General features: G+C 65.3%; 17 protein-coding genes and 1 tRNA gene. 9 read left to right on the top strand and 9 right to left on the bottom strand.

Annotated elements, in window-relative coordinates:
- Window positions 1-10 precede the first annotated feature (10 nt).
- The 3 genes from pal (at window position 11) to ACV22V_RS14710 (ending at window position 1423) form a co-directional block, all read left to right on the top strand.
- The gene (gene pal, locus ACV22V_RS14720; RefSeq protein ID WP_059535484.1) at window positions 11-520 is read left to right on the top strand and encodes a peptidoglycan-associated lipoprotein Pal; all 510 of its coding nucleotides are present in this window, start codon (window positions 11-13) and stop codon (window positions 518-520) included.
- Window positions 521-539: 19 nt separating this feature from the next.
- On the top strand, window positions 540-1289 hold the full coding sequence (gene ybgF / locus ACV22V_RS14715; RefSeq protein ID WP_059535482.1) for a tol-pal system protein YbgF: 750 nt from the start codon (window positions 540-542) through the stop codon (window positions 1287-1289).
- A gap of 58 nt (window positions 1290-1347) precedes the next feature.
- Window positions 1348-1423 (top strand) — tRNA-Lys (locus tag ACV22V_RS14710).
- Between the two features lie 154 nt (window positions 1424-1577).
- On the opposite strand, the gene ACV22V_RS14705 is transcribed toward ACV22V_RS14710, so the two are convergent.
- Window positions 1578-2525 carry a cupin domain-containing protein gene (locus tag ACV22V_RS14705; protein WP_448014338.1) on the bottom strand — a complete coding sequence of 316 codons (948 nt, stop codon included), beginning with the start codon at window positions 2523-2525 and terminating at the stop codon, window positions 1578-1580.
- A gap of 130 nt (window positions 2526-2655) precedes the next feature.
- Here ACV22V_RS14705 and ACV22V_RS14700 point away from each other — a divergent pair, with 130 nt between their 5' ends.
- The 6 genes from ACV22V_RS14700 (at window position 2656) to rfbD (ending at window position 7990) form a co-directional block, all read left to right on the top strand.
- Window positions 2656-2985, top strand: a complete 330-nt coding sequence (locus ACV22V_RS14700; RefSeq protein WP_059474721.1) for a carboxymuconolactone decarboxylase family protein — start codon at window positions 2656-2658, stop codon at window positions 2983-2985.
- A 160-nt stretch (window positions 2986-3145) separates the two neighbouring features.
- A complete protein-coding gene (locus tag ACV22V_RS14695) occupies window positions 3146-3979 on the top strand; it encodes a class II glutamine amidotransferase (protein WP_059689014.1) in 834 nt (277 codons plus the stop codon).
- Window positions 3980-4558: 579 nt separating this feature from the next.
- Entirely contained in the window at window positions 4559-5620 is a 1062-nt protein-coding gene (gene rfbB, locus ACV22V_RS14690) for a dTDP-glucose 4,6-dehydratase (RefSeq protein ID WP_059700648.1), read from the top strand.
- An 11-nt stretch (window positions 5621-5631) separates the two neighbouring features.
- The gene (gene rfbA / locus ACV22V_RS14685) at window positions 5632-6525 is read left to right on the top strand and encodes a glucose-1-phosphate thymidylyltransferase RfbA (protein WP_448014337.1); all 894 of its coding nucleotides are present in this window, start codon (window positions 5632-5634) and stop codon (window positions 6523-6525) included.
- A complete protein-coding gene (gene rfbC, locus ACV22V_RS14680) occupies window positions 6510-7061 on the top strand; it encodes a dTDP-4-dehydrorhamnose 3,5-epimerase (protein ID WP_059689017.1) in 552 nt (183 codons plus the stop codon). Before rfbA ends, rfbC begins: the two co-directional genes overlap by 16 nt.
- A gap of 8 nt (window positions 7062-7069) precedes the next feature.
- The gene (rfbD, locus tag ACV22V_RS14675) at window positions 7070-7990 is read left to right on the top strand and encodes a dTDP-4-dehydrorhamnose reductase (RefSeq protein ID WP_448014426.1); all 921 of its coding nucleotides are present in this window, start codon (window positions 7070-7072) and stop codon (window positions 7988-7990) included.
- 9 nt (window positions 7991-7999) lie between these two features.
- On the opposite strand, the gene ACV22V_RS14670 is transcribed toward rfbD, so the two are convergent.
- From ACV22V_RS14670 to ACV22V_RS14635, 8 genes are all read right to left on the bottom strand, one after another.
- Window positions 8000-8677, bottom strand: a complete 678-nt coding sequence (locus tag ACV22V_RS14670; RefSeq protein WP_448014425.1) for a GNAT family N-acetyltransferase — start codon at window positions 8675-8677, stop codon at window positions 8000-8002.
- Window positions 8677-10005 carry an aminotransferase class I/II-fold pyridoxal phosphate-dependent enzyme gene (locus ACV22V_RS14665; protein WP_223963294.1) on the bottom strand — a complete coding sequence of 443 codons (1329 nt, stop codon included), beginning with the start codon at window positions 10003-10005 and terminating at the stop codon, window positions 8677-8679. Before ACV22V_RS14665 ends, ACV22V_RS14670 begins: the two co-directional genes overlap by 1 nt.
- A gap of 45 nt (window positions 10006-10050) precedes the next feature.
- Entirely contained in the window at window positions 10051-10965 is a 915-nt protein-coding gene (locus ACV22V_RS14660) for a UDP-3-O-acyl N-acetylglycosamine deacetylase (RefSeq protein ID WP_448014424.1), read from the bottom strand.
- Window positions 10962-18581 (bottom strand): SDR family NAD(P)-dependent oxidoreductase, encoded by a 7620-nt coding sequence (locus ACV22V_RS14655; protein ID WP_448014336.1) that lies wholly within the window; start codon window positions 18579-18581, stop codon window positions 10962-10964. The genes ACV22V_RS14660 and ACV22V_RS14655 overlap by 4 nt, the downstream gene beginning before the upstream one ends.
- A 2-nt stretch (window positions 18582-18583) precedes the next feature.
- On the bottom strand, window positions 18584-20116 hold the full coding sequence (locus ACV22V_RS14650; protein WP_448014334.1) for an LTA synthase family protein: 1533 nt from the start codon (window positions 20114-20116) through the stop codon (window positions 18584-18586).
- A gap of 1 nt (window position 20117) precedes the next feature.
- Window positions 20118-20939, bottom strand: coding sequence for an SDR family NAD(P)-dependent oxidoreductase (locus ACV22V_RS14645; protein WP_373558348.1), 822 nt, complete (start codon window positions 20937-20939; stop codon window positions 20118-20120).
- A gap of 1076 nt (window positions 20940-22015) precedes the next feature.
- Window positions 22016-23491 carry a glycosyltransferase gene (locus ACV22V_RS14640; RefSeq protein WP_448014422.1) on the bottom strand — a complete coding sequence of 492 codons (1476 nt, stop codon included), beginning with the start codon at window positions 23489-23491 and terminating at the stop codon, window positions 22016-22018.
- Window positions 23492-23506: 15 nt separating this feature from the next.
- Window positions 23507-24559 carry a CgeB family protein gene (locus tag ACV22V_RS14635; RefSeq protein ID WP_448014332.1) on the bottom strand — a complete coding sequence of 351 codons (1053 nt, stop codon included), beginning with the start codon at window positions 24557-24559 and terminating at the stop codon, window positions 23507-23509.
- Window positions 24560-24566 lie beyond the last annotated feature (7 nt).

Genomic DNA, 24566 nt, shown 5'->3' with positions numbered 1-24566 from the left:
GAGAGTAACCATGATGTCGAACAAAGCTCGTCTGGCCCTGGCCGTGATGATGATCAGCGCGCTCGCAGCGTGTAAGTCGGGCGTGAAGCTCGACGACAAGGCCAACGCGGGCGCGATGAGCACGCAACCGAGCGCCGACAACGTCGCACAAGTGAACGTCGATCCGCTGAACGACCCGAACAGCCCGCTCGCGAAGCGCAGCATCTACTTCGACTTCGACAGCTATTCGGTGAAGGACGAATACCAGCCGCTGCTGCAGCAACACACGCAGTACCTGAAGAGCCACCCGCAGCGCCACGTGCTGATCCAGGGCAACACCGACGAACGCGGCACGAGCGAGTACAACCTCGCGCTGGGCCAGAAGCGTGCGGAGGCTGTCCGCCGCGCGATGGCACTGCTCGGCGTGAACGACTCGCAGATGGAAGCCGTGAGCCTCGGCAAGGAAAAGCCGCAAGCATCGGGTCACGACGAAGCATCGTGGGCGCAGAACCGTCGCGCCGACCTCGTCTACCAACAGTAAGTAACGGAAGAGTTGCCGTATGACGCACCGTGTATCCTGGCTGCGGATCACCGCAGCAATCTGCGTCGTCGGCGCGGCGTGGTCGGCCGCGCCGGCGCACGCCGGCATGTTCGACGACAACGAGGCGCGCCGCGCCGTGCTCGATCTGCGCAGCAAGAGCGACAACCTGTCCAGCCAGTTGTCGGCCGCCCAGCGTACGATCCTCGATCAATCCGGCCGTATCGACCAGTTGAACCAACAGGTCGCGACGCTGCGCGGCGAGAACGAAGATCTGACGAACCGGCTGACGACGCTCGAGCGGCAGCAGAAGGAGTACTACCAGGATCTCGACACGCGGCTCAAGAAGTTCGAGCCGCAACAGGCGACGATCGATGGTGTCGAAGGCACCGTGCAGCCGGGTGAAACGGATGCGCTCAGCGCGGCGCAGCAGCAATTCCGCAACGGCAACTTCAAGGCTGCCGCCGCGTCGTTTCGCAGTTTCATCGCGAAGTATCCGCAAAGCCCGTACCAGCCGACCGCACAGTACTGGCTTGGCAACGCGCAATACGCGCTACGCGACTACCGCGGCTCGACCGCGACGTGGCAAGCGATCGTGAGCAAGTATCCGCAGCATCCGCGCGCGGCCGACGCGCTCGTCGCGATCGGTACGAACCAGCTCGAGCAAGGCCAGAAGGCGGCCGCGAAGAAGACGTTCGAGCAGGTCGTGTCGCAATACGCCGGATCGAACGCTGCGCAGACGGCACAGGGCAAGATCGAAAGCATCAAATAAATCATGGTGACGGGTTGTTGACAGACCAGCGATCCGCCGCTATAATTTTTTGCTCTTTGGGTCGTTAGCTCAGTTGGTAGAGCAGCGGACTTTTAATCCGTTGGTCGCGTGTTCGAGTCACGCACGGCCTACCAAGATGTCAAGAAGGGGCTTCCGGGAAACCGGAAGCCCCTTCTTCATTGTCGTTGCCTCGCGAGCGGGTGTGCGCCACCCCAGGCAGACACTTCTCCCCTCCTCGTTTTTTTCGCCAACGGTTCGTCGTCGAGCACGACGATCCCGCGGGCAACCTCACGTGCCGCGCTGCGCGCGCCGCCAGCGCCCCGGCGTCGTGCCGAGCACGGCGCGAAACGCCTTGCCGAACGCCGCCTCCGACTGATAACCGACCGCCTGCCCGATTTCCGCCTGGCCGCGCTGCGTATCCTGAAGCAGCGCGCATGCATGCATCATCCGGATCCGCGCGACGAATGCGCCGACGCTCATCCCCGCCTTCGCTCGGAAATGCCGCGCATAGGTCGCACGCGACATCGCGGATGCCGCACCGAGCGACTCGACCGTCCACGATTGCGCCGGCGCCTGCAGCACGGCCTGGACCGACGGGCCGAGCCGCGCGTCGGCGGCCAACGCGAGCCAGCCGGCCGGCACGCGCGCATCGCGGCCGTACGCGCGCAACGCGTAGGCGAGCAGCGCCTGTCCGAGCGCATTCACGATTGCACGCGCACCCGGCTGCGCGTTCGATGCCTCCGCGCGCAGCACGCTCGTCAGCAGTTGCAGCGACGCAGGCCCCGACGCCTCGCGCAGCCCGACATGCAGCACGCGCGGCAGCGTGCGCATCAACAAATCACCGGCACCACGCGCGTAGATGAAGCGCCCGCAAAGCAGGTCGACACTTGCATCGGCCAAGGCCGCGGGATCGCGATTCGACTTGACCGGCAGCACTGCACCGCCGGCCACGCCTGGTTCGCGCAGCGACGCGGCCGACCGCACACCGCCGCCCTCGACATCGGACAAGTCGTGCGCGTCCCCCGCCGGCAACAGCACGAAATCGCCGTCGGACAGCCGCAGCGTGCGCCCGTCGGCCATGCGCAGCTGGCACGTACCGGACAGCAGCAGGTGAAACGCCGCCTCGCCGGGCGGCAACGGATCGTGCGGCATCGCGAACGGGCCATCGAGCAGGCAGCGCACGTCGAGTTCGACATGACTGCGACCCAGCGACAACAATTGACTCAACGCGTCCATGAGACGTTTGCGCTAAAAATTGACACTCTAGCGTATCGAAACCCTCAGCATAGGCGATCAGAATAAGTGCTGCATCGCCCGAGATCGCGGCATCCGCCGCCCGATCCACTTCTTCTCGAAAGGACGCATCATGCTGAACTGGAACGAATACCGGAAGGAACTCACGACGCGCATCGGCGAAATCGCGAAGCTCTCGCCCGACACGCTGGCCGGCTACAAGGCGCTGTCCGGCGCCGGTGCCAAGACGGGCCACCTCGACGCGAAGACGCGCGAACTGATCGCGCTCGCGGTGGCCGTCACGACGCGCTGCGACGGCTGTATCGCCGTGCACACGGCGGAAGCCGCGAAGCATGGCGCGACCAAAGAGGAAGTGGCCGAAGCGCTCGGCGTCGCGATCGCGCTGAATGCGGGCGCGGCGCTCGTCTACTCCGCCCGCGTGATGGACGCGCTCGGCGACTGACGCGTGCACGAAGGATGCGGCACCCGCCGCATCCTTCATCGACGTTCATCGACGATCGCCCGGCGCAGTCCGCCAACCGGCGAGCGCGCGGCAGCCGCGTATAGCGGCGCCGCGAAGTCGGCTACCATGCGCGAGAGGATTCATCGCGAAGGAGCGCTCCATGTGCCGCTGGCTCGCCTATACGGGTAATCCGATCCATCTCGAGACCGTACTGTTTCGCGCGAAGCATTCGCTGATCGACCAGAGCTTGCATTCGGAACTGGGCGCCACGACCACCAACGGCGACGGATTCGGCATCGGCTGGTACGGCCGCCCCGATGAACTGCCGTTCCGCTACCGCTCCGTGCATCCCGCATGGAACGACCGCAACCTGCGCGAAGCCGCGCGCGCGATCCGCTCGCGGATGTTCATCGCGCACATCCGTGCCGCAACCGACACGCCCGTCCAGGAAACCAACTGTCACCCGTTCCGCCATGGCCGCTGGCTGTTCGCGCACAACGGGCTGATCCGCGATTTCCACAAGCTGCGCCGCGACCTGACGATGAAGGTCGACCCGGCGCTGTTCGCTACGCTCGAAGGGTCGACCGACTCCGAGGTGATGTTCCGTCTCGCGTTGACCTACGGCCTCGAGCAGATGCCGCTGCCGGCGCTCGAACGCATGGTCGGCGTGATCGAGGACACAGCCGCGCGCTACCGCGTCGCCGAGCCGCTCAACATGACGATCTGCGCGACGGACGGCGACCGGATCATCGCGGTGCGCTACTCGAGCGAACGGCAATCGCGCTCGCTGTTTCACAGCACGTCGTTCAAGCATCTGCACGAACTTTACCCACACAATCCGCGCATCGTCGAAGCGGGCGACGATGCGTTCATGGTCGTGTCGGAACCGCTCGTCGACCTGCGCGGCGCATGGGAGGAAGTGCCCGAAAGCACGGCGATCGTCGCGCATGGGGCGGATGTGCAGCAGCGGCCGTTCAATCCGCGGCACAAGTAGGTTGAAGCGCGTCTAAATTCCCCGCCGCAGCGGGGAAATGAGTCCGAATCGAACCGTATTTAACGAGTAATACGACAGGAACGTCAATGGCCGCGGCGCCCCACCATGACAGTAAAGCAAAATATTGCGACTCCAAATCCCGATATAAAACGACCGATTCGCACGGATCGAATCGCGCATGATATAGTTGCCATCGATTTTTAGTATCCAAAAGACCATCACTGCATTCGGTGCCGACTTCTGCGTGCACTCGTCTTGCCGCTGTTTTCCGCAAATGTTTGCGTGTGATAGACGTCTGATGAATCCCGCGCAAGCACACGGGAAACCGAGATATACCGCCCACGACCGTCACCATCTGAGTCCCGCGGTATAGAGAATTAATAGTCTTTCAAAGCAGACTGTCCGGTTGATACATGCGCCGCCTCGAAGGAATACCCTAGAATATGCGTGCAACCCAGCCCCAGATCTGTCCCGGCCGCATGATTTCTTGGCAATTCCTCGTCCAGCGTCAATCGAGGGCTACGCGCACGAACGAGAGCAAGGCAGGATTCACTGCCATTAACATAAAAAAGAGGCTACATGATATTGGTTACAGGTGGCGCCGGCTTTATCGGGGCCAATTTTGTGCTGGATTGGCTGCGTCAATCTGACGAATCGGTTCTGAACGTCGACAAATTGACCTATGCGGGCAATCTCGGAACATTAAAGGCGTTGCACGGAAACCCGAAGCACGTGTTCGCGCAGGCCGATATTTGCGACCGAGCGGCGCTCGATGCATTGTTCGCCGAATACAAGCCTCGCGCAGTCCTGCATTTCGCTGCGGAAAGCCATGTCGATCGCTCGATTCACGGGCCGGCGGATTTTGTTCAGACCAATGTCGTCGGAACATTTACGCTGCTCGAAGCAGCACGCCAATACTGGAATATGCTGCCAGAGACGGACAAGGCCGCATTTCGCTTTCTGCACGTTTCCACGGACGAAGTATTCGGTTCGCTGTCGCCTGCCGATCCGCAATTCTCCGAAACGACTCCGTACGCACCGAACAGCCCCTATTCGGCGACCAAGGCCGGTTCCGACCATCTCGTGCGCGCATATCAGCATACTTACGGCCTGCCCACGCTCACCACGAACTGCTCGAACAACTACGGCCCGTACCAGTTCCCCGAGAAACTCATTCCGCTGATGATCGCCAACGCGCTCGCCGGCAAGCCGTTGCCCGTGTACGGCGACGGCCAGAATGTTCGAGACTGGCTGTATGTGGGCGATCACTGCAGTGCGATCCGCGAGGTACTCGCGCGCGGCCAGACCGGCGAGACGTACAACGTCGGCGGCTGGAACGAGAAAACGAATCTCGAGGTCGTGCACACGCTGTGCGACCTGCTCGACGAACTGCGACCGAAATCGGCGGGTTCGTATCGCGACCAGATCACTTACGTGACCGACCGGCCGGGCCACGATCGCCGCTATGCGATCGACGCCCGCAAGCTCGAGCGCGAACTCGGCTGGAAGCCCGCCGAAACGTTCGAAACCGGTCTCGCGAAAACGGTGCGCTGGTATCTGGACCATCAGGAATGGGTCGACGAAGTCGCTTCGGGCGACTACCGGAAGTGGGTCGCAACGAACTACGCGCACCGCGCGTAAGAGGAACGGACATGGCGCGCAAGGGCATCATTCTCGCCGGCGGTTCCGGCACACGGCTCTATCCGATCACGCATGCGGTCTCGAAGCAACTGCTTCCGGTCTACGACAAGCCGATGATCTATTACCCGCTCTCGACGCTGATGGTCGCGGGCATTCGCGACGTCCTGATCATCTCGACACCGCAGGACACCCCACGCTTCGAAGCCATGCTCGGCGACGGCGGCCAGTGGGGGATGAACATCCGGTATGCGGTGCAGCCGTCGCCCGACGGCCTTGCACAGGCCTTCATCATCGGTCGCGAATTCGTGGGCAACGATCCGTCGGCGCTCATCCTTGGCGACAACATCTTCTATGGTCATGACCTCGCCAAACAGCTCGAGCACGCAGACGCGCAAGACGCGGGCGCGACGGTGTTCGCCTATCACGTGCATGATCCGGAACGTTACGGCGTCGTCGAATTCGATCAGGACTTCCGTGCCGTATCGATCGAAGAGAAGCCTGTCAAGCCGCGTTCGAACTACGCCGTGACCGGTCTCTACTTCTACGACAACCGCGTGTGCGACATCGCCGCCGACATCGAGCCGTCGCCGCGCGGCGAGCTCGAAATCACCGACGTCAATTCCCGCTATCTCGCGGACGGTGCGTTGAACGTCGAGATCATGGGGCGCGGTTATGCATGGCTCGACACCGGAACCCACGATTCGCTGATCGAGGCCGCGAGCTTCATCGCGACGCTGCAGAAGCGGCAAGGCCTGGTCGTCGCCTGCCCCGAGGAGATCGCGTACCGCCGGCACTGGATCGATGCCGAGCAGGTGCAGAAGCTCGCGCAGCCGCTGTCGAAAAACGGCTACGGCAAATATTTGCTGAACATTCTTACGGACCAGGTTGCATGGCCATCACGGTAACTGCTACGGCGCTCCCCGAAGTCAAGATCGTCGAGCCGAAGGTATTCGGCGATGCGCGCGGCTATTTCTACGAGAGCTTCAACGCGCGGGAATTCGCTGCGCTCGTCGAGGCTGACGTCGAGTTCGTCCAGGACAACCACTCGCGCTCCGTAAAAGGCGTGCTGCGCGGGCTCCACTACCAGATCGAGCACGCGCAAGGAAAACTCGTGCGCGTGGTCGAGGGCGAGGTGTTCGACGTCGCGGTCGACATCCGGCGCAGTTCGCCGAATTTCGGCAAATGGGCCGGCGTGACACTGTCGGCCGACAACCATCGCCAGCTCTGGGTGCCCCCCGGCTTCGCGCACGGCTTCGTGGTGCTGTCGGAGACGGCGCAATTCCTCTACAAGACCACCGACTACTGGTTCCCGGAGCACGAGCGCAGCTTGCTGTGGAACGACCCGGAGATCGGCATCGATTGGCCGCTCGACGGCGAGCCGGTGCTCGCGGCCAAGGATGCGGCTGGCAAGCGGCTCGCCGAAGCCGAGCACTACGAGTGAGCGGCGCCGTGGGACAGAAAAAATCGCCCGAGCAACGGACCATCCTGCTCACCGGCATCAATGGCCAGGTGGGATTCGAACTGGCGCGCAGCCTGCAGGGTCTCGGCAAGGTGGTCGCGCTCGATCGTGGGGAGCTCGAATTGTCGCGCCTTGATCAGGTGCGCGACGTCGTGCGCAACGTCGGGCCGGACATCATCGTCAACCCGGCCGCCTATACGGCCGTGGATCAGGCGCAGAACGACATCGCGTTGGCCACGCGCCTGAATGCGGAGGCACCGGCCGTGCTCGCAGAAGAAGCGAAGCGCATCGGCGCGGCGCTGATTCATTACTCGACGGACTACGTGTTTGCCGGGACGAAGAACGGCCCGTACATCGAGGACGATCCGGTCGATCCGCAAAACGTGTACGGCGCGACCAAACTCGCCGGCGAGCAGGCGATCGCGGCATCGGGATGCGCGCACCTGATTTTCCGTACGAGTTGGGTGTACGGCACGCGCGGCAAGAACTTTCTGTTGACCATGCTGCGCCTCGGCGCCGAGCGTGACGAACTGAAAATCGTCGCGGACCAGATCGGTGCGCCAACCTGGTCGAAGACGATCGCCGCGCTGAGCGCGAACGTCGCCGCGCAAGCGATTGGCGCCTCCATGAACGAACGGGACGGACAGCACGAATGGTGGAACACGCATTCGGGCGTCTATCACCTGTGTGCGGCCGGCTCAACTTCATGGCATGGATTCGCCGAGGCGATCTTCCGTCTTTCGAATCTGTCGAAAAAGCCGTCGTTGTCGCCCATTCCGGCCAGCGCTTATCCGACGCCCGCGTCGCGCCCGGCCAATTCCCGCATGTCGAATGCAAAACTGGCGGAGCACTTCGGCTTGTGCGCGCCGCACTGGGAAGCCGCGCTCGAACTGTGCATGAAAGAGATGTGATGCGCGCCGTCAGCCGCGACGCGTGAGCCGCATGCGTACCGAATCGAGCTCGGCCGGCAACTTTCGCGAGCGCTGACGCGACCGCGTCAGCGCGACGAAGCCGAGCCGCTCGTACAGCGCGCGGGCGCGCGCGTTGCGGGTCAGCACGTCGAGCACGATGTCACGGCTGTCGTCGTCCGGCAACGCACCGCTCTCGAGCGCGTCGCGCAGCAGTGCGGTGAAGATGCCCGCGCCGCGCCGCCGCTCGTCCGTCGCGCAATGCGCAATCAGGATCTGCTCGCGCTTGGGCGCCGGAATCTCCGTTTCGAGCACCAGCCCGCGCAGCAGCTGACCGATCGTGCGGCGCACGCCGAAAAAGCGCGTCAGGGCCCACACGACGTGAACGTCGTCGAACATCGTCCGACGCCCGTCATGGATGGCCATCACGGCATGCACGGTGCCGTCGGCGCCGACCGCGACCCGATGCCTGCGCCACGAGAACCGGCCGTGACGCGACCGGAACGCCTGTTGCAGGAACGCAATGCAGCGCGCGTCGCTTTCACCGAGGAAGAAACCGAATTCGCCGACGCCGGATGCAAACACGAGCGGCGCACATGCCGCCGCATCGTCCGCGCATGCGGCGCGAAACGGCGTCGACGCACCGGCTTGCGGCACGTCGAAGGACGGCGCGAGCGCCGCGGCAGACATCATGCCGCCCGCCCCGCCAGGCGGGCCAGCACATCGACCGTCCGGCTGATCTGCCCGGGCTCGTGCGTCGAGCAGATGAAGAACCGCAGGCGCGCGGCCTTCTCCTCGACGGCCGGATAGAAGATCGGCTGCACGTTGATCCCTTCGTCGAACATCGCGTTGGCCCACTGCGCGGCTTTCAGCGAACTTCCGGTGATGACCGGCACGACCGCATACCCCGCGCTCGTGCCGGTGTTCAGCCCCGCCGCGCGTGCCTCGGTCAGGAACTGCCGCCCACGCGCCTGCAGTTGCGCAACCCGCTCCGGTTCAGCCTGCAGGCGTTCGAGCGCGGCCAGCGACGCTTCGGCCAGCGTCGGCGCGAGTCCGACGCTATAGAGAAAGCCCGGCGCGAGATGGCGCAGCATGTCCACGAGCGGCTGACAGCCGGCGATGAAGCCGCCGCAACCGGCCAGCGTCTTGCTCATCGTGCCCATCCACATGTCGACCTGGTCGGGCGCGACCGCGCAATGTTCGCGGATGCCCTTGCCCGTCGCGCCGAGCACGCCGAGCGAATGCGCTTCGTCGACCAGCAGGAACGCACCGTGGCGCGTCTTCACGTCGACGAAACGCTGGAGGTCCGGGAAGTCGCCATCCATGCTGTACAGCCCCTCGATCGCGATCAGCACGTGCCGGTATTCGCGACGCACGCGCGACAGCAGTTCGTCGAGCGCCTGCCAGTCGTTGTGCGCGAAGCTCAGCCGTTTCGCACCGCTCAGCTGCGCACCCTGCACGATGCTGTTGTGCGCGAGCGCGTCGTGGACGATCAGGTCACCGGGGCCGAACAGCGCGCCGATCACGGTCACGTTGGTCGCGTGGCCGCTCACGAACGCGACGCAATCGTCGGTCTCGTAGAACGCGGCCAGCGCCCGCTCGAGGTCGCGCTGCACCGGACGCTCGCCCGCGACCATCCGGCTCGCGGACGCCGACGTGCCATAGCGGTCGATCGCGGCCTTCGCACGCTCGGATACGGTCGGATCGCCGGCGAGACCGAGGTAGTTGTAGTTCGCGAAGTTCACGTATTCGCGACCGCCGATCTGCGTGGTCGCGCCGGCAACGCCATCGTGCACGCGGAAGAACGGCGAGTCGACGCGCAGCTTCTCGCCCATCTCGCGCATGATCCTGACCTGCTGATATTGCGGCATCGATTCGAAACGGCTGCGCGCCGACGCGGCCTGCGCCGCCGGCGTACCGGGCACGCCGGGCGCCGCGGCGGCTTCCGTCGCGCGCTCGAGTTGCCGTTTCAGGGCTTTCGCCGCCAGTTGCTGGCGAAGGTGTTCTCCGAGTGCCATGTCTTGGGTTCCGGGCAGTCCGTCCGTTACGTCATTGCGTCCGCGTTACGCGGATACGTCGACCCATTCGTACGCGTCGGGCGTACCGAGCAACGCGCTGAGGAGTCGGTAATTCATTTCGTGGGTGGGGCGATGCGCGGTGACGCGCCCGAGCAGCGGCGAGCCCGAGAGCGCCAGATCGCCGACGAGATCGAGCACGCGGTGACGCACGAATTCGTCGGGCGCGCGCAGTCCACCGATCACGTGATTGCCGATGATCGACGCCGTGCACGACGGCCTCGCGCCGCGCAGGATCGGCGTGCCCGTCAGGTAGCCGACGGCGATCGCCGGCACGGCCCACTTGATCCGCCCGTACGAACGCGACGACGAAATCTCGCTGGCGAACGTCCCCGGCGTGAGCTCGCCGTCCCACTGCATGTCGCCGAACCCCTTGAGATCGTCGCGCACGCTGAATTCGTATCGCTCGGCGGGCTCGACGCGCAATTCGCGCCGTGACGCGCCCTCGCCATCGGCCACGCTCACCGGCTTCAGCACCCGGAGAAAGCGCTTCGAACGCCGCAGTTCGGCACGGCCGCCGGCCGCGATCGCGTCGATCCACGGCCGCGCGCTGCCGTCGAGAATCGGCACTTCTTCCGCATCGAGTTCGACGATCGCGTGATCGATCTCGCAGGTCAGCAGCGATGCAAGCAGGTGCTCGACCGTACGCACGCCCATGCCGTCGTCGGCACGCAGCATCGTGCAGAGCGGCTGCGCGCGACGCACCGCCGGGCCGGCGGCAAGCATCCCCAGTTGATGATCGCCGCGCATGCGGCGAAACACGATCCCGTGCCGTTCGTCCGACGGCGTCGCGGGCAGGATCCGCACCTGGACCCGGCGGCCGGTGTGCAGACCATGTCCGGTCATCGTCACCGGCCGGGCGACCGTGCCTTCGCTCGCCTGCCACCCCTGCGGTGCTTTCACCCGGCATGCACCGGCGTCGACTTGCATGTTGCTGCCCCCTGGTTTTTCTCGTGATCCTGATGACGTGCGAGCGTCGCCCGCGCCTCATCGCCCAATGCATGCCGCGCGACCAGCGCTTGCGCCAGCTCGTCCGATGCCGCGGCCTTTCCGTCGCCGTGCCGATCGTCGAGCAACTCGACGATGCGCTCGGCCAGCGTGTGCACCGTCGCGCCTTCCGCGATCGCCATGATCGACAGCTTGACGCCGAAGGCCTCCTCGACGGCCATGCCGAGCTCCATGCCCATCAGCGAATCCATCCCGAGATCGAGGACCGACCGGCCGGCATCGACGCGCTCCGGCGACATGTGCAGAATCCGCGCGATCTGGCCGCGCAGCGCCGTCTCGACGAGCGCGACCGCCTCGGCAGGCGGCAGCGCACGCAACTGTTCCAGCAACACGCGATCCTCGCTCGACGTCTCGGCCGCTCCCCCCGTCTGCAACGCCGTGTAACGGCGAGCGTGCGCGGCCGGCATGCCGCGCGAGATGGCGCCCCAATCGAGGCGCACGACGGCTTCGCCGGCGGTCCCTTGGGCAAGCGCGCGCTCGAGCGCGGCCATCGCTTCGTCCGACGTGATCGACGCACCGCCGATCCGCGACTGCAGCGCCTCGCGCGTGCCGGCGTTGCGTGCCAGGAAGCCGACGTCCTCGATCGGCCCCCATGCCATGAACAGGCCCGGCTGGCCGGCCGCGCGACGATGCGCGACCAGCGCTTCGAGAAAGCCGTTGGCGGCGACGTACGCACCCTGCCCCGGGTTGCCGAGACAGGTCGTCGCCGACGAATACACGACGAAGAAATCGAGCGTGCAACGCTGCGTCGCGCGATGCAGGTTCCATGCGCCCGCCACCTTCGGTTCGAGCACCGCTGCGAAGCGTGCGTCGTCGACGTTGCGCAGCAGCCCGTCGTCGATCTGCATCGCCGAATGCAGCACGCCCTTGAGCGGCGTTCCGCGACGCTCGATCTCGTCGACGAGGCGGTCGAGCGCCGCGGCGTCGGTCACGTCGCATCGCGCGACCGACACGTCGGCGCCGAGCGTGTCTCGCCAGCGGTCGACTTCGGCCTGCATTGCCGCGCCCAACGCGCCGCCGCGACTCGCGAGCGTCAGGTGCCGCGCGCCGCGCTCGATCATCCGGCGCGCGGTCGCGAAGCCCAGCCCGCCGGTGCCACCGACGATCAGGTATGCCGCCTGCGGGTCGAGCCGCAGCGTCGGCACCGCGACGCCACGCGTCGGCGCCGGCGTGCCCGACGGATAGGTGACCAGCACCTTGCCGATCTGGCGCGCCTGCTGCATGTAGCGGAATGCTTCCTCCGCACGTGCGGCCGGGAACGCGCGGTATGGCAACGGATGCAGCACGCCGGTGGAGAACAGGCTCATCACTTCCTCGAACAGTCGCGTCGTCAGCGACGGCAGCACGCCCATCAGTTGATCCGCGTCGATGCCGAAATAGCTGATGTTGTTGCGGAACGGCCGCAGGCCGATCTGGCTGTTCTCGTAGAAGTCGCGCTTGCCGAGTTCGAGGAAGCGGCCGAACGGACGCAGCGTATCGATGCTTCGCACCATCGCTTCGCCCGCGAGCGAATTGAGCACGACGTCGACGCCTTCGCCGTGCGTGCGCGCACGGATCTCGTCGGCGAACGCGAGGCTGCGCGAATCGAACACGCGGTCGACGCCGAGCAGGCGAATGAACTCGCGCTTCTCGTCGCTGCCCGCAGTGGCGAAGACTTCCGCGCCGAGATGCCGCGCGATCTGGATCGCCGCGATGCCGACCCCGCCCGCGCCGCCGTGCACGAGCACGCGCTCTCCGCGTCGCAGTCGCGCCAGTTCGCACAACGCGTAGTACGCGGTGAAGAACGTCGTCGGAACCGTGGCGGCCTCCTCGAACGACATCGTGTCGGGCTTGCGTGCGATCGCGGTCGCGCGCGTCACCACGCGCGTCGCGAACGATGCCGGCGCGAAACCCAGCACCGCGTCGCCCGGTGCAAACCCTTCGACGTCCGCGCCGACCCGCGCGACGCGTCCCGACATTTCCATGCCGATCGTCGCGCCCGCGAAGCCCGTCTCGACGGCTTCGTCGGACAGTAGCCCCATCGCGTACATCACGTCGCGGAAATTGAGCCCCGTCGCCATCGGCTCGATCTCGACCTCGCCGGCGGCGAGATCGCGTGCCGGCATCGCGAACCATGCGAGGTTGCGCAACGAACCCGGCGTGTCGAATGCGAGCCGCGCCCCCGCCCGATCCGATGCGCTCGACGGCGCGTCGTCGCGCTCGGCCGCCTGCGCGGCCGGCAGCATGCGCGGCACGTAGCGGCCCCGCGGCGCAAGCAGCACTTCTTCCTCGCCATCGTCGCCGAGCAGCGCCATCGCAAGCTGCGATGCCGGTTGTTCGACGGCGCGATCGACGTCGATCAACCGGAGCGGCAGCGTCGGATACTCGTTCGCGATCACGCGGCCGAGACCCCACAACGTTCCATGCTCGGGGTGTGGGTGTGACGACGTGCCTGCGGCGAACGGCGCGCCGCCACGCGTCACGACACACAGTCGCCCGCGCTCCGTCGCGCCGGCGGCATCGAGATCGCGCACGATCGATGCCAGCGCGAGCGCGCCACCGTGCTGCGCGCGCATCATGGCCGCACCGTCGGCGGTGTCGAGCGATGCAAGCGGCGCCACGAACACGACATGGGCCGGCTGCCCGGCCGACTGACGCGCCGACCATGCCGCAGCGTCACGCACCGCTGCCGACTCGACGCGGCAGCCCAGCCGCTCCAGTTCGCCCGCCAGGGCGATGCCGAACGCATCGTCATCGTCCTGCACGATCAGCCAGTGCGCGCCGTCACGCTGCACCATGCGCGCTCGATCCTCGTCCCGCGATGTGCCGGCCGCCTGCTCGCGGGCAGCCGGCTTGCGCGCGACGACGAACGTCGGCATGCCCTCGAGATCGAGGCCTTGTTCGGTATCGCGCACCGCGTCGACCAGTCCGGCGCGTTCGCACATCGACTCGATCGCGCCAGGCGCCAGCGTGCCGTACGCGCAGGCAGCGCCCGCGCCACCCGCCGTGCCGAACACGATGTCGGAGAAGCGGCTGCGGCGCGCATCGGCGATGACGACGAGCCCGCCCGGCGCGAGCCGTTCGGCGATCGCCGTCAGCGCGGCGAGCGGATCCGGATGATCGCCCAGCATCCGGTTGACGATCACCACGTCGAACGGCGTCGTTTCGCGGCATTGCGAGAACAGCGGCGCGTCGGTCGCGAACGCCAGCGTCCGTACGTGCGCATGCGCTTCCGCATCGAACCCGGCGAGCTGCTGCGCCGTACCCGCCAGCAGGTATTCGCAGCGACCGGCCGGCACATCCACGTCGAGCGGCTGCAACACGTCGCCGCTCGCGGCACCGAACTCCAGGACACGCAAGCGGCGTGCGTCCGGCCACGCCGCGACGGCCTGCGTCACGCAGGCGGCGAGCAGCGCGCGCGCATGCGCCCAGGTCGGCGATGCATCGAAGAACTGCTCGACCAGACTGCGCCCGGTCGACGACAGCAGCGCGCCCTCAGGCGACGTGTCGCGCAGCACGCGCGGCAGCGCCGCGCCGACGTGCGCCAGCAGCGTCAACTCGGCGACATGGGCCGGCGATGCGGCCAGCACGTCGCGCCACAGCGCGTCACGCGCGGGCATCGCCGCGCAGGCTTCGTCGTCGCGAACCAGGCGATCGCCTTCGAAGCGCGCCAGCCCGTCCTCGACGACGATTTCCGCCAGTCGCGCGACCTGTTGAGGATGCGTGTTCGTCAGCAGCGCCGGCTGGGCAAACACGCCGAGCGCATCCAGCGCGTCGAGCGCATGCAGACCGGCAAGCACGTCGAGCAGCGGCAACGTTTCGGTCAGATGCTGCGTGCGGCGCGCGAGGTCCTCACGCGCCATGACATGCGCGTTCGCACGCTCGACGAGCACGCCCGGCGGCGGCAACGCGTCGGCCGTGTAACCGGCCGGCAGCGGCCGTGCCTCGAGCACGTAGGCAAAGCGCGCGGGCGCGCCTTGACGGCGCCCGGCGAGATCGACGCGACGGAAGCGGCACGCGGAAAGGCGCGCGACGATCTTGCCGTTTGCATCGATGAATTCGAACGACGCGACGATCGAATGCGGGCTGCGGCGATGAATGCGTGCCAGCACGCGACGAATCGCTTCGCCGCTCAGGAAATCGACACGACCGATCTGCACGGGGACAAACGCCGAATGCGCATCGTCCGGCGTGGCACCGGCCTGCGCCAGCACCGCGAACAGCGGATGGAAGCCGCTGTCCATCAGCGCCGGATGCAACAGATAGTCCGATCGCGCATGCTCATCGGCAAGAACCGACGGCACATCGAGCTCGGCAAGCGCATCGTCGCCCGACACGCGCAGCGACCGCACCCACCGGAACGCGGGCCCGTAGCTGAGGCCGATCGCCGTCGTGCCCGCATACAGCGCGTCGCCGGAAAGCGCCGGACGCGACTGCAGACGGGTGACGACGGACGCATCCGGCATGCTGCACGCATCGAGCGTATTGCCGCTTTCGAGCAGGCGCCCCGTCACGTTCAGGTTCCACGGGCCGTCCGACATCCGGTCGCGTGTCTCGATCGTAAACGACGCGGTGCGCACGTCGATCGCGAACCGGAACAACTTCGCGTGCTGCGGCTGGAACACGACCGGCATGCGGATCTCGACGTTCTCGATGGCCGCATCCGGTGTGCCGAAGAACCTGCGCGCCGCCGCGAGCGCCATTTCGACATAACCGGCGCCCGGGAACGCGACGCCGCCGTCGACCACGTGATCGGCGAGCATCGGCACGCGCTGCGGATCGAGCTGGTTCTCCCACGCGAACGCATGCTCGTGCAGGCGATAGCCGAGCAGCGGATGATCGACGCGACGATTCACGAGCCCGTAGCCCTCGACGCTCGGCACGAGCCAGTAACGCTCGCGCTGCCACGGATAAGTCGGCAGCGCGGCGTGCGGGACATCGGGAACGAGGCGGTCGAGATCGACGCGCGCCCCCTGCGCGACCGCCGACAGGATCGCATGGGCGAGCATGTCCGCGCTGTCGTGCTGACGCTTGAGCGTCGGCACGACGACGCCCGGCGCGACACGTGCGGCAAGCGTCTGCTTCACGTAAGTGCGCAGGATCGAATGCGGCGCGATCTCGACGAACACGCGCACGCGGTCGTCGGCCAGGCGCGCAATGGCGTCGCCGAAACGAACCGGCTCGCGAATGTTGCGCCACCAGTAACCCGCGTCGAGCGCGGTACCCGGCAACGTGTCGCCGGTCACCGTCGACACGAATCGCGTGTGCGTATCGCGCGGCGCGAGATCGGCCAGGCCGTCGCGTACGACGGGCTCGATCGCATCCATGCGGCTGCTGTGGAACGCGTAATCGAGACCGAGCATCTGATAGAAATGACCGGCGTCCGCGAGCGCCGCGCCGATTGTTTCGAGCGCGGCTTGCGAACCTGCGAGCGTCACCGAGTCGGGGCTGTTGGTGCCCGCGATTTCAATGGCCGCGGCGAGATCGAGACGCGCGATCCAGTCGCGCGCCGCGGCTTCGCCGATGCCGGCCGCCGCCATCCTGCCCGCGCCGCGCGTCAGGCCCTGGGCACCGCTGCGAATCCGGATCACGCGCACCGCCTCGGCGAGCGTGAGCGCGCCCGACACCCAGGCCGCCGCGATCTCGCCGACACTGTGGCCGACCGCCGCGTCGAAGCGGATGCCGCGCGCGGTCAGCACACGCGTGATGCCGACCTGCATCGCGAACAGCAGCGGCTGCGCGTTCTCGGTCGCGGCGAGCCATTCAGCGTCGACACCTTCGCACATGACGTCGACGAGCGATGCGTTGCCGTCCGCGCGCCACAGCGCATCGACTTCGTCGAGCGCCGCGCGAAACACCGCATCCTCGGCATAGAGCCGCTTGCCCATCCCGGCCCATTGACAGCCGTTGCCCGCGTAGACGAACGCGACAGGCGCGTCGCCTTCGATGGCCTGCCCCTGCACGGCGCATGTCGGCAACCCGTGCTCCGACGGCTCCGCGAGTGCGGCGAGCGCCGCCAGGCCTTCAGCCTGATCCGCCGGCGCGACGACCGCGCGATGCTCGAGCCACTGGCGACGCCGTGCGGCGGCCGCCGCGAGTGCGGCCCAGTCGGCACCCGACTGCAGGCTCGCGAGATGGCGTGCGGCGACGGCTGCCAGCGCGGCCGGCGACCGCGCGGTAAGAACGAGCGGCGGCAACGGAGCATCGATCCGTGCCGCCGACTGCGCGACTGGCGCCGGCGCAGCCGCTTCGGTGACGACGACGTGCGCATTCGTGCCGCCAAAGCCGAACGAATTGATGCCGATGGTCAGCGGTGCATCGCCGCGCGCGAGCGGCGTGAACCGATCGACCACGCGCAAGCGGCCGCCTTCGAAATCGATGCCGGGGTTGGGCGTGTCGAAATGCAGCGAACGCGGCACCGCGCGGTGCTTCAGGCACAGCACTGCCTTCAGCAGACCGGCCATGCCCGATGCCGTTTCGAGGTGTCCGATATTGGTCTTGACCGAACCGATCAGCAGCGGATCGGATTCCGGCCGGCCGCCCGACACCGCGTCGATCAACGCGCGCGCCTCGATCGGATCGCCGACCGCAGTGCCCGTGCCGTGCGCCTCGAGATACGCGAGCGTGCGCGGATCGATGCCCGCGCGCCGATACACGGCGCGCAGCAGGTCCGCCTGCGTCGCGGCTGCCGGCACGTTGATGCCGCCGTGCGAATGGCCATCCGAATTCACGCCCGATCCGGCGATGACCGCGTGGATCGTATCGCCGTCGGCCAACGCCTGGTCGAGCGGCTTGAGCAGCACGAACGCCCCGCCTTCGGCGCGCACGTAGCCGTCGCCGGTCGCGTCGAACGCGCGGCAGCGGCCGCGCGGCGACAGCATCGACGCCTTCGAAAAACTGACGAATCCGAACGGATGCAGCAGCAGGTTGACCCCGCCGGCAAGCGCCATCGCCGTCTCGCCGGACTGCAACGCGCGGACCGCCTGATGCAGCGCGACGAGCGACGACGAGCAAGCGGTGTCGACCGACATGCTCGGGCCGCGCAGGTCGAACAGGTAAGACACGCGGTTCGACGCGATGCTGAGCGTGTTGCCGGTTGCCGAATACGGATCGATCGTGTTCATGTCGTCCATATTGCGGTTGCCGTAATCCATGCCCGCCACGCCGACGAACACGCCGCAGTCGCGTCCGCGCATCGCGGCCGGACGCACGCCTGCGTCTTCGAACGCCTCCCACGCGAGTTCGAGCAGCAACCGCTGCTGCGGATCCATTTGTGCCGCCTCGCGCGGCGAGATGCCGAAGAATTCGGCGTCGAAGCCCGCGACGTCGTCGACGACGCCCGCCGCGAACGTGTAGCTCTTTCCCGGCTCCCGTTTCGACGGGTGCCGATAGAACGCCGTGCCGAACCGGTCCGGCGGAATGGCGGTCACGGCATCGCGCTCGTCACGCAGCAGTTGCCAGAAGTCGTCGGGTCCCTCAACCCCACCGGGAAAGCGGCAAGCCATCCCAACGATTGCAATTTTCTTTTCCATCATCACGCCGGCGTCTGAAGCATCCCGGTCGGCGAAGCGGCGCGAGTGCAATCGACGTGCACCATCGCGCGCTGTATCGCGGCACCGAGACTCTCGACGCGAAGGTTTCGGTGCTCGCCGAAATCGTTCGCGAAGTTGCGCCAAATAAAGTAATCGCTATTGGTCGGTTCGGTTTCGAGCGCGTCGAACACCGAAGTCAGCGCGGGAACGTGATCGCCGTAAAAACACAGCACGGTCGGACGCTCCCGCTTGCGGAGATAATCAGTCAGCTTGCCGATCATGCCGTCGGCATTCTCGACGTGTCGAAGATAGGCGGTCAGGTCGCGCCAGCGCGCGTCGTCGCCGAGCGTATGCCGCGCGTCGGATTCGCCCGGCCCGACCGGTTCCAGATGCAGCGGGCCGTGGTTCTCCATCGTGATCGCAAACGCGAACACCGGCCCGTCGCCGTGCTCCTGGAGGGCCGCGATGATTGCATCGGCCACCGGGCCGTCTCCGATATAAGGCCCGACTCGCGCGGCACCGCCGAAATCCCGAATATCCAGAAAACGGTCGAAATGCATGAACCGGAATGCCCGGTTGCGCCCGAAGAAATCGGCGTGATACGGATGAATCGCGAGCGTGCGATATCCGCCTCGCTTGAACCAGCCGGCCAGCGACGCACATGCGCGGCGCACATACATGTACGGATAAAAGCGCGAATAGCCGAGCGCCGCCGACGGCAATCCCGTCAGCATCGCGAATTCGCTGCGCATCGTATTGGCGCCCCAGGCGGGAACGTCCAGGCTGCCCTGCGTGAATGCCTCGCGGCGGGCGCGATCGAAATTCGCGTACGGCTCCGCCGACACGCACGCGCCGAGGCGACGCGCGTCGAAATAGGATTCGCTCTGGATGACGATCACATCCGGCGTGCTGTGCGGACGGCCGCCGGCGAACGGCCCTGCGTCGACCGCGCGAAAGAACGCGTTGCGCTCCGCACGCCGCAGCCCGTTGACGAGGTAAGCGACGAATGCCGCGAAAAAACCCGTCCGACGCTGGTCCGCCATCGGGTCGAGCGTCAGCGGCATGCGACGCGACAGCGCGACACAGAACGGCGCGCAAGCGACCGCGATCACTGCGGCGGCGCCACGCGCCAGCATGCCGGCCGGTTGTTCGAGCAGAAACCCGACCGTCGCGACCGCCACGGCGGCAACGATGCCGAACACCTTGCCCGCACTCAGAAACGGCAGATAAAGACGCGGATGGGCGAAAACCTGGCTGAACAGGCTCAGGTCCGTAAAGACGAAGGGTTCACGCAGGGATTCGTATTTTGCGTTGCTGATGACGGCCAGCAACGCGATCAGCACGAGGGCGACGGATGCCGAGAAAAGCGGTCGTGCCGTCACGGCGAAAGTCGCGCCCGCCACGATCGCGAACGCGCAGACATGCAGAGCGATCGCCGCCGGCGAACGGACGAACGACGCGCGCGGATACGCGATGGCCTCTACGAGAAACGAGAGTGCGGCTGCCGCAGCCGCGAACGCGAATCCGGGCAGCACGTCACGCCTTCCCGCGCGGGAGATAGGACAGACGACCGAGAATGGCATCCGCCAGCGTCGCCGGCAGCAGGCGCAGCAACTTGATGCCGAAGGCAAGACTGAACGGAAAGGCAATTTCCACGCGGCGTCGCGCGAGGCGCTTCTTGATGTAACCGGCAGCCTTGTCCGCACTCCACATGAACGGCTTGCTGCCCGGGAAGACGTCGCTCATCGCCGTGCGGACAAAGCCCGGCATCACGACCGACAGGCCGATGCCCTCGCGTGCGAGGATCGGGCGCACGGAATCGCAGTAAGCGACCAGCGCCGCCTTGCTCGCGCAATAAGCGGGCGAGATGGCCATGCCCCGCAACGCGGCGAGCGAACTGACGACCGCGATCTGCCCGCACCGGCGCATGCGCATCCGGTCGATGGCCGGCAGCACCGCATGCAACGCGCCGTACAGGTTGGTATCGACGACATCGGCGGTGCGCGCCATGTGCTCCCAGTCGTCCGCGGACTGCAGCGTGCTGGCCACGCCTGCATTCGCAATCATCAATTCGATTGGATAGCGCGTATCGAAATCGATCATCCAGTCCTGGACGGTGGCCGAGTCGCGCACGTCCATGCAGCCGATCACGACGCGGGCGCCGCGCGCACGGCACTCCGCGGCGACGGATTCCAGCCGCGCCGAATTTCTGCCGATCAACCCCAGCGTGGTATCGGGCGCGGCATAACTCAATGCCAGCGCACGTCCAAGCCCGGCACTGCTGCCGGTTATCACGATTGCTCGTGGCCCGCTTGCGCTCACCTGCCCTCCCCGGTTGCGAATATTGCTGCTTTCCATCGTTTTAAACAGACTTTGTTTTTCAGCGGTGTCTGGTTATCGATCTTCAAGCGCGAAGCGCTGCCTGATATTTCGATCAAGCAGCAGACAACATTATCGATTTATTGCGTTCGATTATTTCGTATGATTTGACTACGTCCGCGACACATCACGCATTGGCACGGAACATCGATGTAGCGATGTGCGACCGCCCGAATCAGGGTTGCGAAAAAATGTGCGGGCCATGCAGCGAAACGACACCGCATGGAAATTTGCGCGACGCGAAAGGTTGTTGGCCACAAGCTTACAACGCGCCGACGCGATCATACATCAATATTAATATTCGAGTAATACCTTGCATGTTACGACCGCTTACGCCGCACATGCTCTCGCCGATCGGAACCATGCAAAACACGAAACTCGCATTGCTTGCAATCGTCAGGCACCGGTCGCACGCCGATCCGCGAAGTGCAAACATCGGAAAAAACTGCCGAATCATTTCACTTGACCGTCCGGTAGCGGTCCATTCGCACGACGTTTTAGTCGCGTCGAATGCCGATGATCGCGTCACCGTTCGGCCGGCTGCATGCGGCCATCCTGCAAGCCGTTGTTAAAGTTGGCTGGCCATTCGTCAGACATGAATCTCCGACTTGGCGGGTTCGATGAGAGACTGTCTGGTGGCATTCTGCCCCGTCCAATTGGGACGGACAGAATTCCTCGAATCTTCTTTGCAAATCTTGATGATCCTTCGACTCGCTTGATTCGCCGAGTCATGTATGCAAATCGTCAGGCGGCACCTCCAGATCGGCGCCGGACCGGAGACGGGAGCGAAGCCAGGCGGCCGCGCCATCGGTAAAAGTGAACGCATGCCCCGATTCGATCGAGCGAGCACCGCCGGCCAACGCATCGGCGGCCTGCGGCATTCGTCGTACAACATCGCTCGTGATCTTGTGCTCCCTCGTCGTGCAAATACCTGCGTTTCTTTCGATGCTGACAATCAGCTTTACGCGGATCATATGCGAGAAAGGCAGGCACCCTTAACAAATCGGCAATCCATGCCCGCCATTCGGGTCGATTGGACTGCGCTCACGCGGAAATCACGATTGCACGCGGGCACGATGCTCTTGCCACGACCAAAAGAGAACCATACCGAAGCCGACGCAAACCGTTACGTTGAGCGGAATCAAAACATAGTTTTTCTTCTGAATCGCCAGAAAAACCGTCATGAGTGAATAGGCGAACGTGGCGATTTCCCCGGCCAGCAGAACGGCATTGATGCGAGGCATCGTCGAGCGATAGGCTTCCCTGCCTTTTGGCGTGCGATGAAAGCCGCTATACACGCCGAAAACCGCACGGACGCCCCCCGCGAAGTAATACCAGGCCATCGGCAAAAACATCGCGATATAAAGGTAGGTATCCCATACCGTTTTCAGAGCACTCGGCTTGTCGTCGAATCTCGCGCCCTTGCGCGAACCGAACGCATTCGCAAGCGCCCAGATCGCCACCAGAACGAAAAAGACGAATGCGCCGAGATGAATCCCCTCGCCGTCGAAATGCACCAGGCAAGTCAACGGCATGCTGAGCAGTATCAGCACATAGATCGAAGCCAGCAGCACGGACGAGAACATCACCGAGATCGCGTGCATCCGCTTCATCAGCGGCATGCTTTGCGACAGCATCTGTCCGACATGCTTGAACCCGCTGTGGATCAGGCCGCGCCCCCAGCGTTCGCGCTGAATGCGAAACGCGCTGATGGTCTCCGGCAGCACCGACATGGAAACGACCTCTCGCAGATACGCATACTTCCATTCGCCGAACTGCGCGCGATAGCCCAGGTCCACGTCTTCGGTGACCGTCGACGCATTCCAGCCGCCCAGCGCATCGACGCACTCCTTGCGCCACACACACGAGCTGCCGCTCAGCGACGCCATGTCGCCGTCCTCGCTCAGCCCCACCGTCACGTATTGCTGGTGGCCCATTTCCATGGCCTGGAAGCGTGTCAGGAACGACGCGTCGCGATTCTCGTAGCCGATGCCGGTCTGAAGGAAGCCGAGCTTCGGATCGGTGAAACACGGAATGGTCTTCAGCAGGAAATCCGCAGGCGGCAAGAAGTCCGCATCGAAGATCGCAAAGAACTCGCCGGACGACTGCTGGATGCCGTTGACCAGATTGCCGGCCTTGTAGCCCGTTCGCGACTGACGCTTGATGAGCCGGATGTCGATTCCGTCGGCGGCGTAGCGATCGACCTTCGCCCGCGCGAGCTTCGTCGTCGCATCCGACGAGTCGTCGAGCACCAGGATCTCGATCTCGTTGGACGGATAGGTCAGGCGGCAGGCCGCATCGATCAGCCGCTCGACCATCTCGGACTCGTTGCAGATCGGCAGCAGCACGCTGACCCGAGGATGAAAGCCATCTTCGGAGATCCGGACGGGCTGCGCCAGGTCGGTCAGCTTGCGCCGTTCGACCTTGCGGGAAATCAGCAGCACGCGCAATTCGAGCAGCACGTACAGCGCAAAGTAGAGTACCACCAGCAGGAAGACCAATTGGGCAGCGTAGGAAAGCAGCGCGAGCATCGTGGCCACTTCCTCTCAGATCTTCACGACGGCGCAGACTTCTTCCAGCCGGTGCGCCCACGTATGGTTCTGCCGTACGTAGCGTGCGCCTGCCTCGGCCCGGTCCAGATCATCCTGCGACGGGCCGTGCCGAAGCCGCGAAAACAACTCCCGCGCCTCGTCATGCGTATCAATCACGTGGCAGAACTCGCGGAAATACCGGTCGACCGCGCAGCTCGCGTTGGTCACCGCGATGCCGCCGCACGCGAGAATCTCGAGCAGGCGTCGCGAGAACATCGTCTCGGAGCCCGTCACCGAATTCACGTTGATCGAGATCGCATGCGACTTGTACACCTGCGCGGTTTCCCGATGCGGCACCTTGCCGTGCACGCGCAGCCCGTTCCGCTTCGGATAGCGGAACTCGAAGAACCGCGACAGGCGATCGTGATTGCGATCGAATACGTTGAGCTGCAGATTGCTCTGCTCGCAGGTGTCGAACACCATGTCGAGAAAACGGCGGCGTTCGTTCAGGATGCGCCGGTAATAGCTGCCCGTGAAGCACGCTTCGTTGCGAACGAAATTGAAGCCCGAGAAATTGTGCGACGCCGGCTGATACGGCATCACCAGCGTGTTGACCGGCACGTGCGCGGGCACCTGCTGCCGATATCGGTCGAGACATGCCTCGTCGGTCGTGAACACGTAGTCGAATACCTTCGCCACGTCGATGAACGTGTCGAAGAACGCGCCGTCGTCCTTGTTCCAGAATACGGTCGGAACGCCCGCGCGCCTGGCAAAGTCGACCAGGCGAAAGATCGCCGTCGGCTTGCTCAGCCGCATCGGCGGCGACTGTCGCGCCAGCTCGTAGCGCCAGCTCCCGTCCACGCCGTGAAACGCCGATTCCACGAGCACGAGATCCGGTTTCCAGTTGCCGATCACGTCCGCGTAGTTGGCAGGCGTCATGGTGCGCACGCGACATTCCGCCGACAGGCAGTCCGCCGTGAAGTAATCGGTGACGAGCGCGATCTTCAGGCGCCCGAAGCGACCGGCCTGCTCCACATCCTCCGCAACCGTCGGATAGTCGTAGACCAACGAACCC

The organism is Burkholderia sp. AW33-5 (assembly GCF_053427615.1).
This window is presented reverse-complemented; position numbering and strand designations above follow the sequence as displayed.

Excerpts from the sequence above, each read along its gene's own strand:
- ACV22V_RS14695 (WP_059689014.1), top strand. The coding sequence starts at position 3,146 with ATGTGCCGCTGGCTCGCCTATACGGGTAATCCGATCCATCTCGAGACC.
- rfbB (WP_059700648.1), top strand. The coding sequence starts at position 4,559 with ATGATATTGGTTACAGGTGGCGCCGGCTTTATCGGGGCCAATTTTGTG.
- rfbA (WP_448014337.1), top strand. The coding sequence starts at position 5,632 with ATGGCGCGCAAGGGCATCATTCTCGCCGGCGGTTCCGGCACACGGCTC.
- ybgF (WP_059535482.1), top strand. The coding sequence starts at position 540 with ATGACGCACCGTGTATCCTGGCTGCGGATCACCGCAGCAATCTGCGTC.
- ACV22V_RS14705 (WP_448014338.1), bottom strand. The coding sequence starts at position 2,525 with ATGGACGCGTTGAGTCAATTGTTGTCGCTGGGTCGCAGTCATGTCGAA.
- ACV22V_RS14670 (WP_448014425.1), bottom strand. The coding sequence starts at position 8,677 with ATGTCTGCCGCGGCGCTCGCGCCGTCCTTCGACGTGCCGCAAGCCGGT.
- rfbC (WP_059689017.1), top strand. The coding sequence starts at position 6,510 with ATGGCCATCACGGTAACTGCTACGGCGCTCCCCGAAGTCAAGATCGTC.
- ACV22V_RS14700 (WP_059474721.1), top strand. The coding sequence starts at position 2,656 with ATGCTGAACTGGAACGAATACCGGAAGGAACTCACGACGCGCATCGGC.
- ACV22V_RS14640 (WP_448014422.1), bottom strand. The coding sequence starts at position 23,491 with ATGCTCGCGCTGCTTTCCTACGCTGCCCAATTGGTCTTCCTGCTGGTG.
- ACV22V_RS14655 (WP_448014336.1), bottom strand. The coding sequence starts at position 18,581 with ATGGAAAAGAAAATTGCAATCGTTGGGATGGCTTGCCGCTTTCCCGGT.
- ACV22V_RS14665 (WP_223963294.1), bottom strand. The coding sequence starts at position 10,005 with ATGGCACTCGGAGAACACCTTCGCCAGCAACTGGCGGCGAAAGCCCTG.
- pal (WP_059535484.1), top strand. The coding sequence starts at position 11 with ATGATGTCGAACAAAGCTCGTCTGGCCCTGGCCGTGATGATGATCAGC.
- ACV22V_RS14645 (WP_373558348.1), bottom strand. The coding sequence starts at position 20,939 with ATGGAAAGCAGCAATATTCGCAACCGGGGAGGGCAGGTGAGCGCAAGC.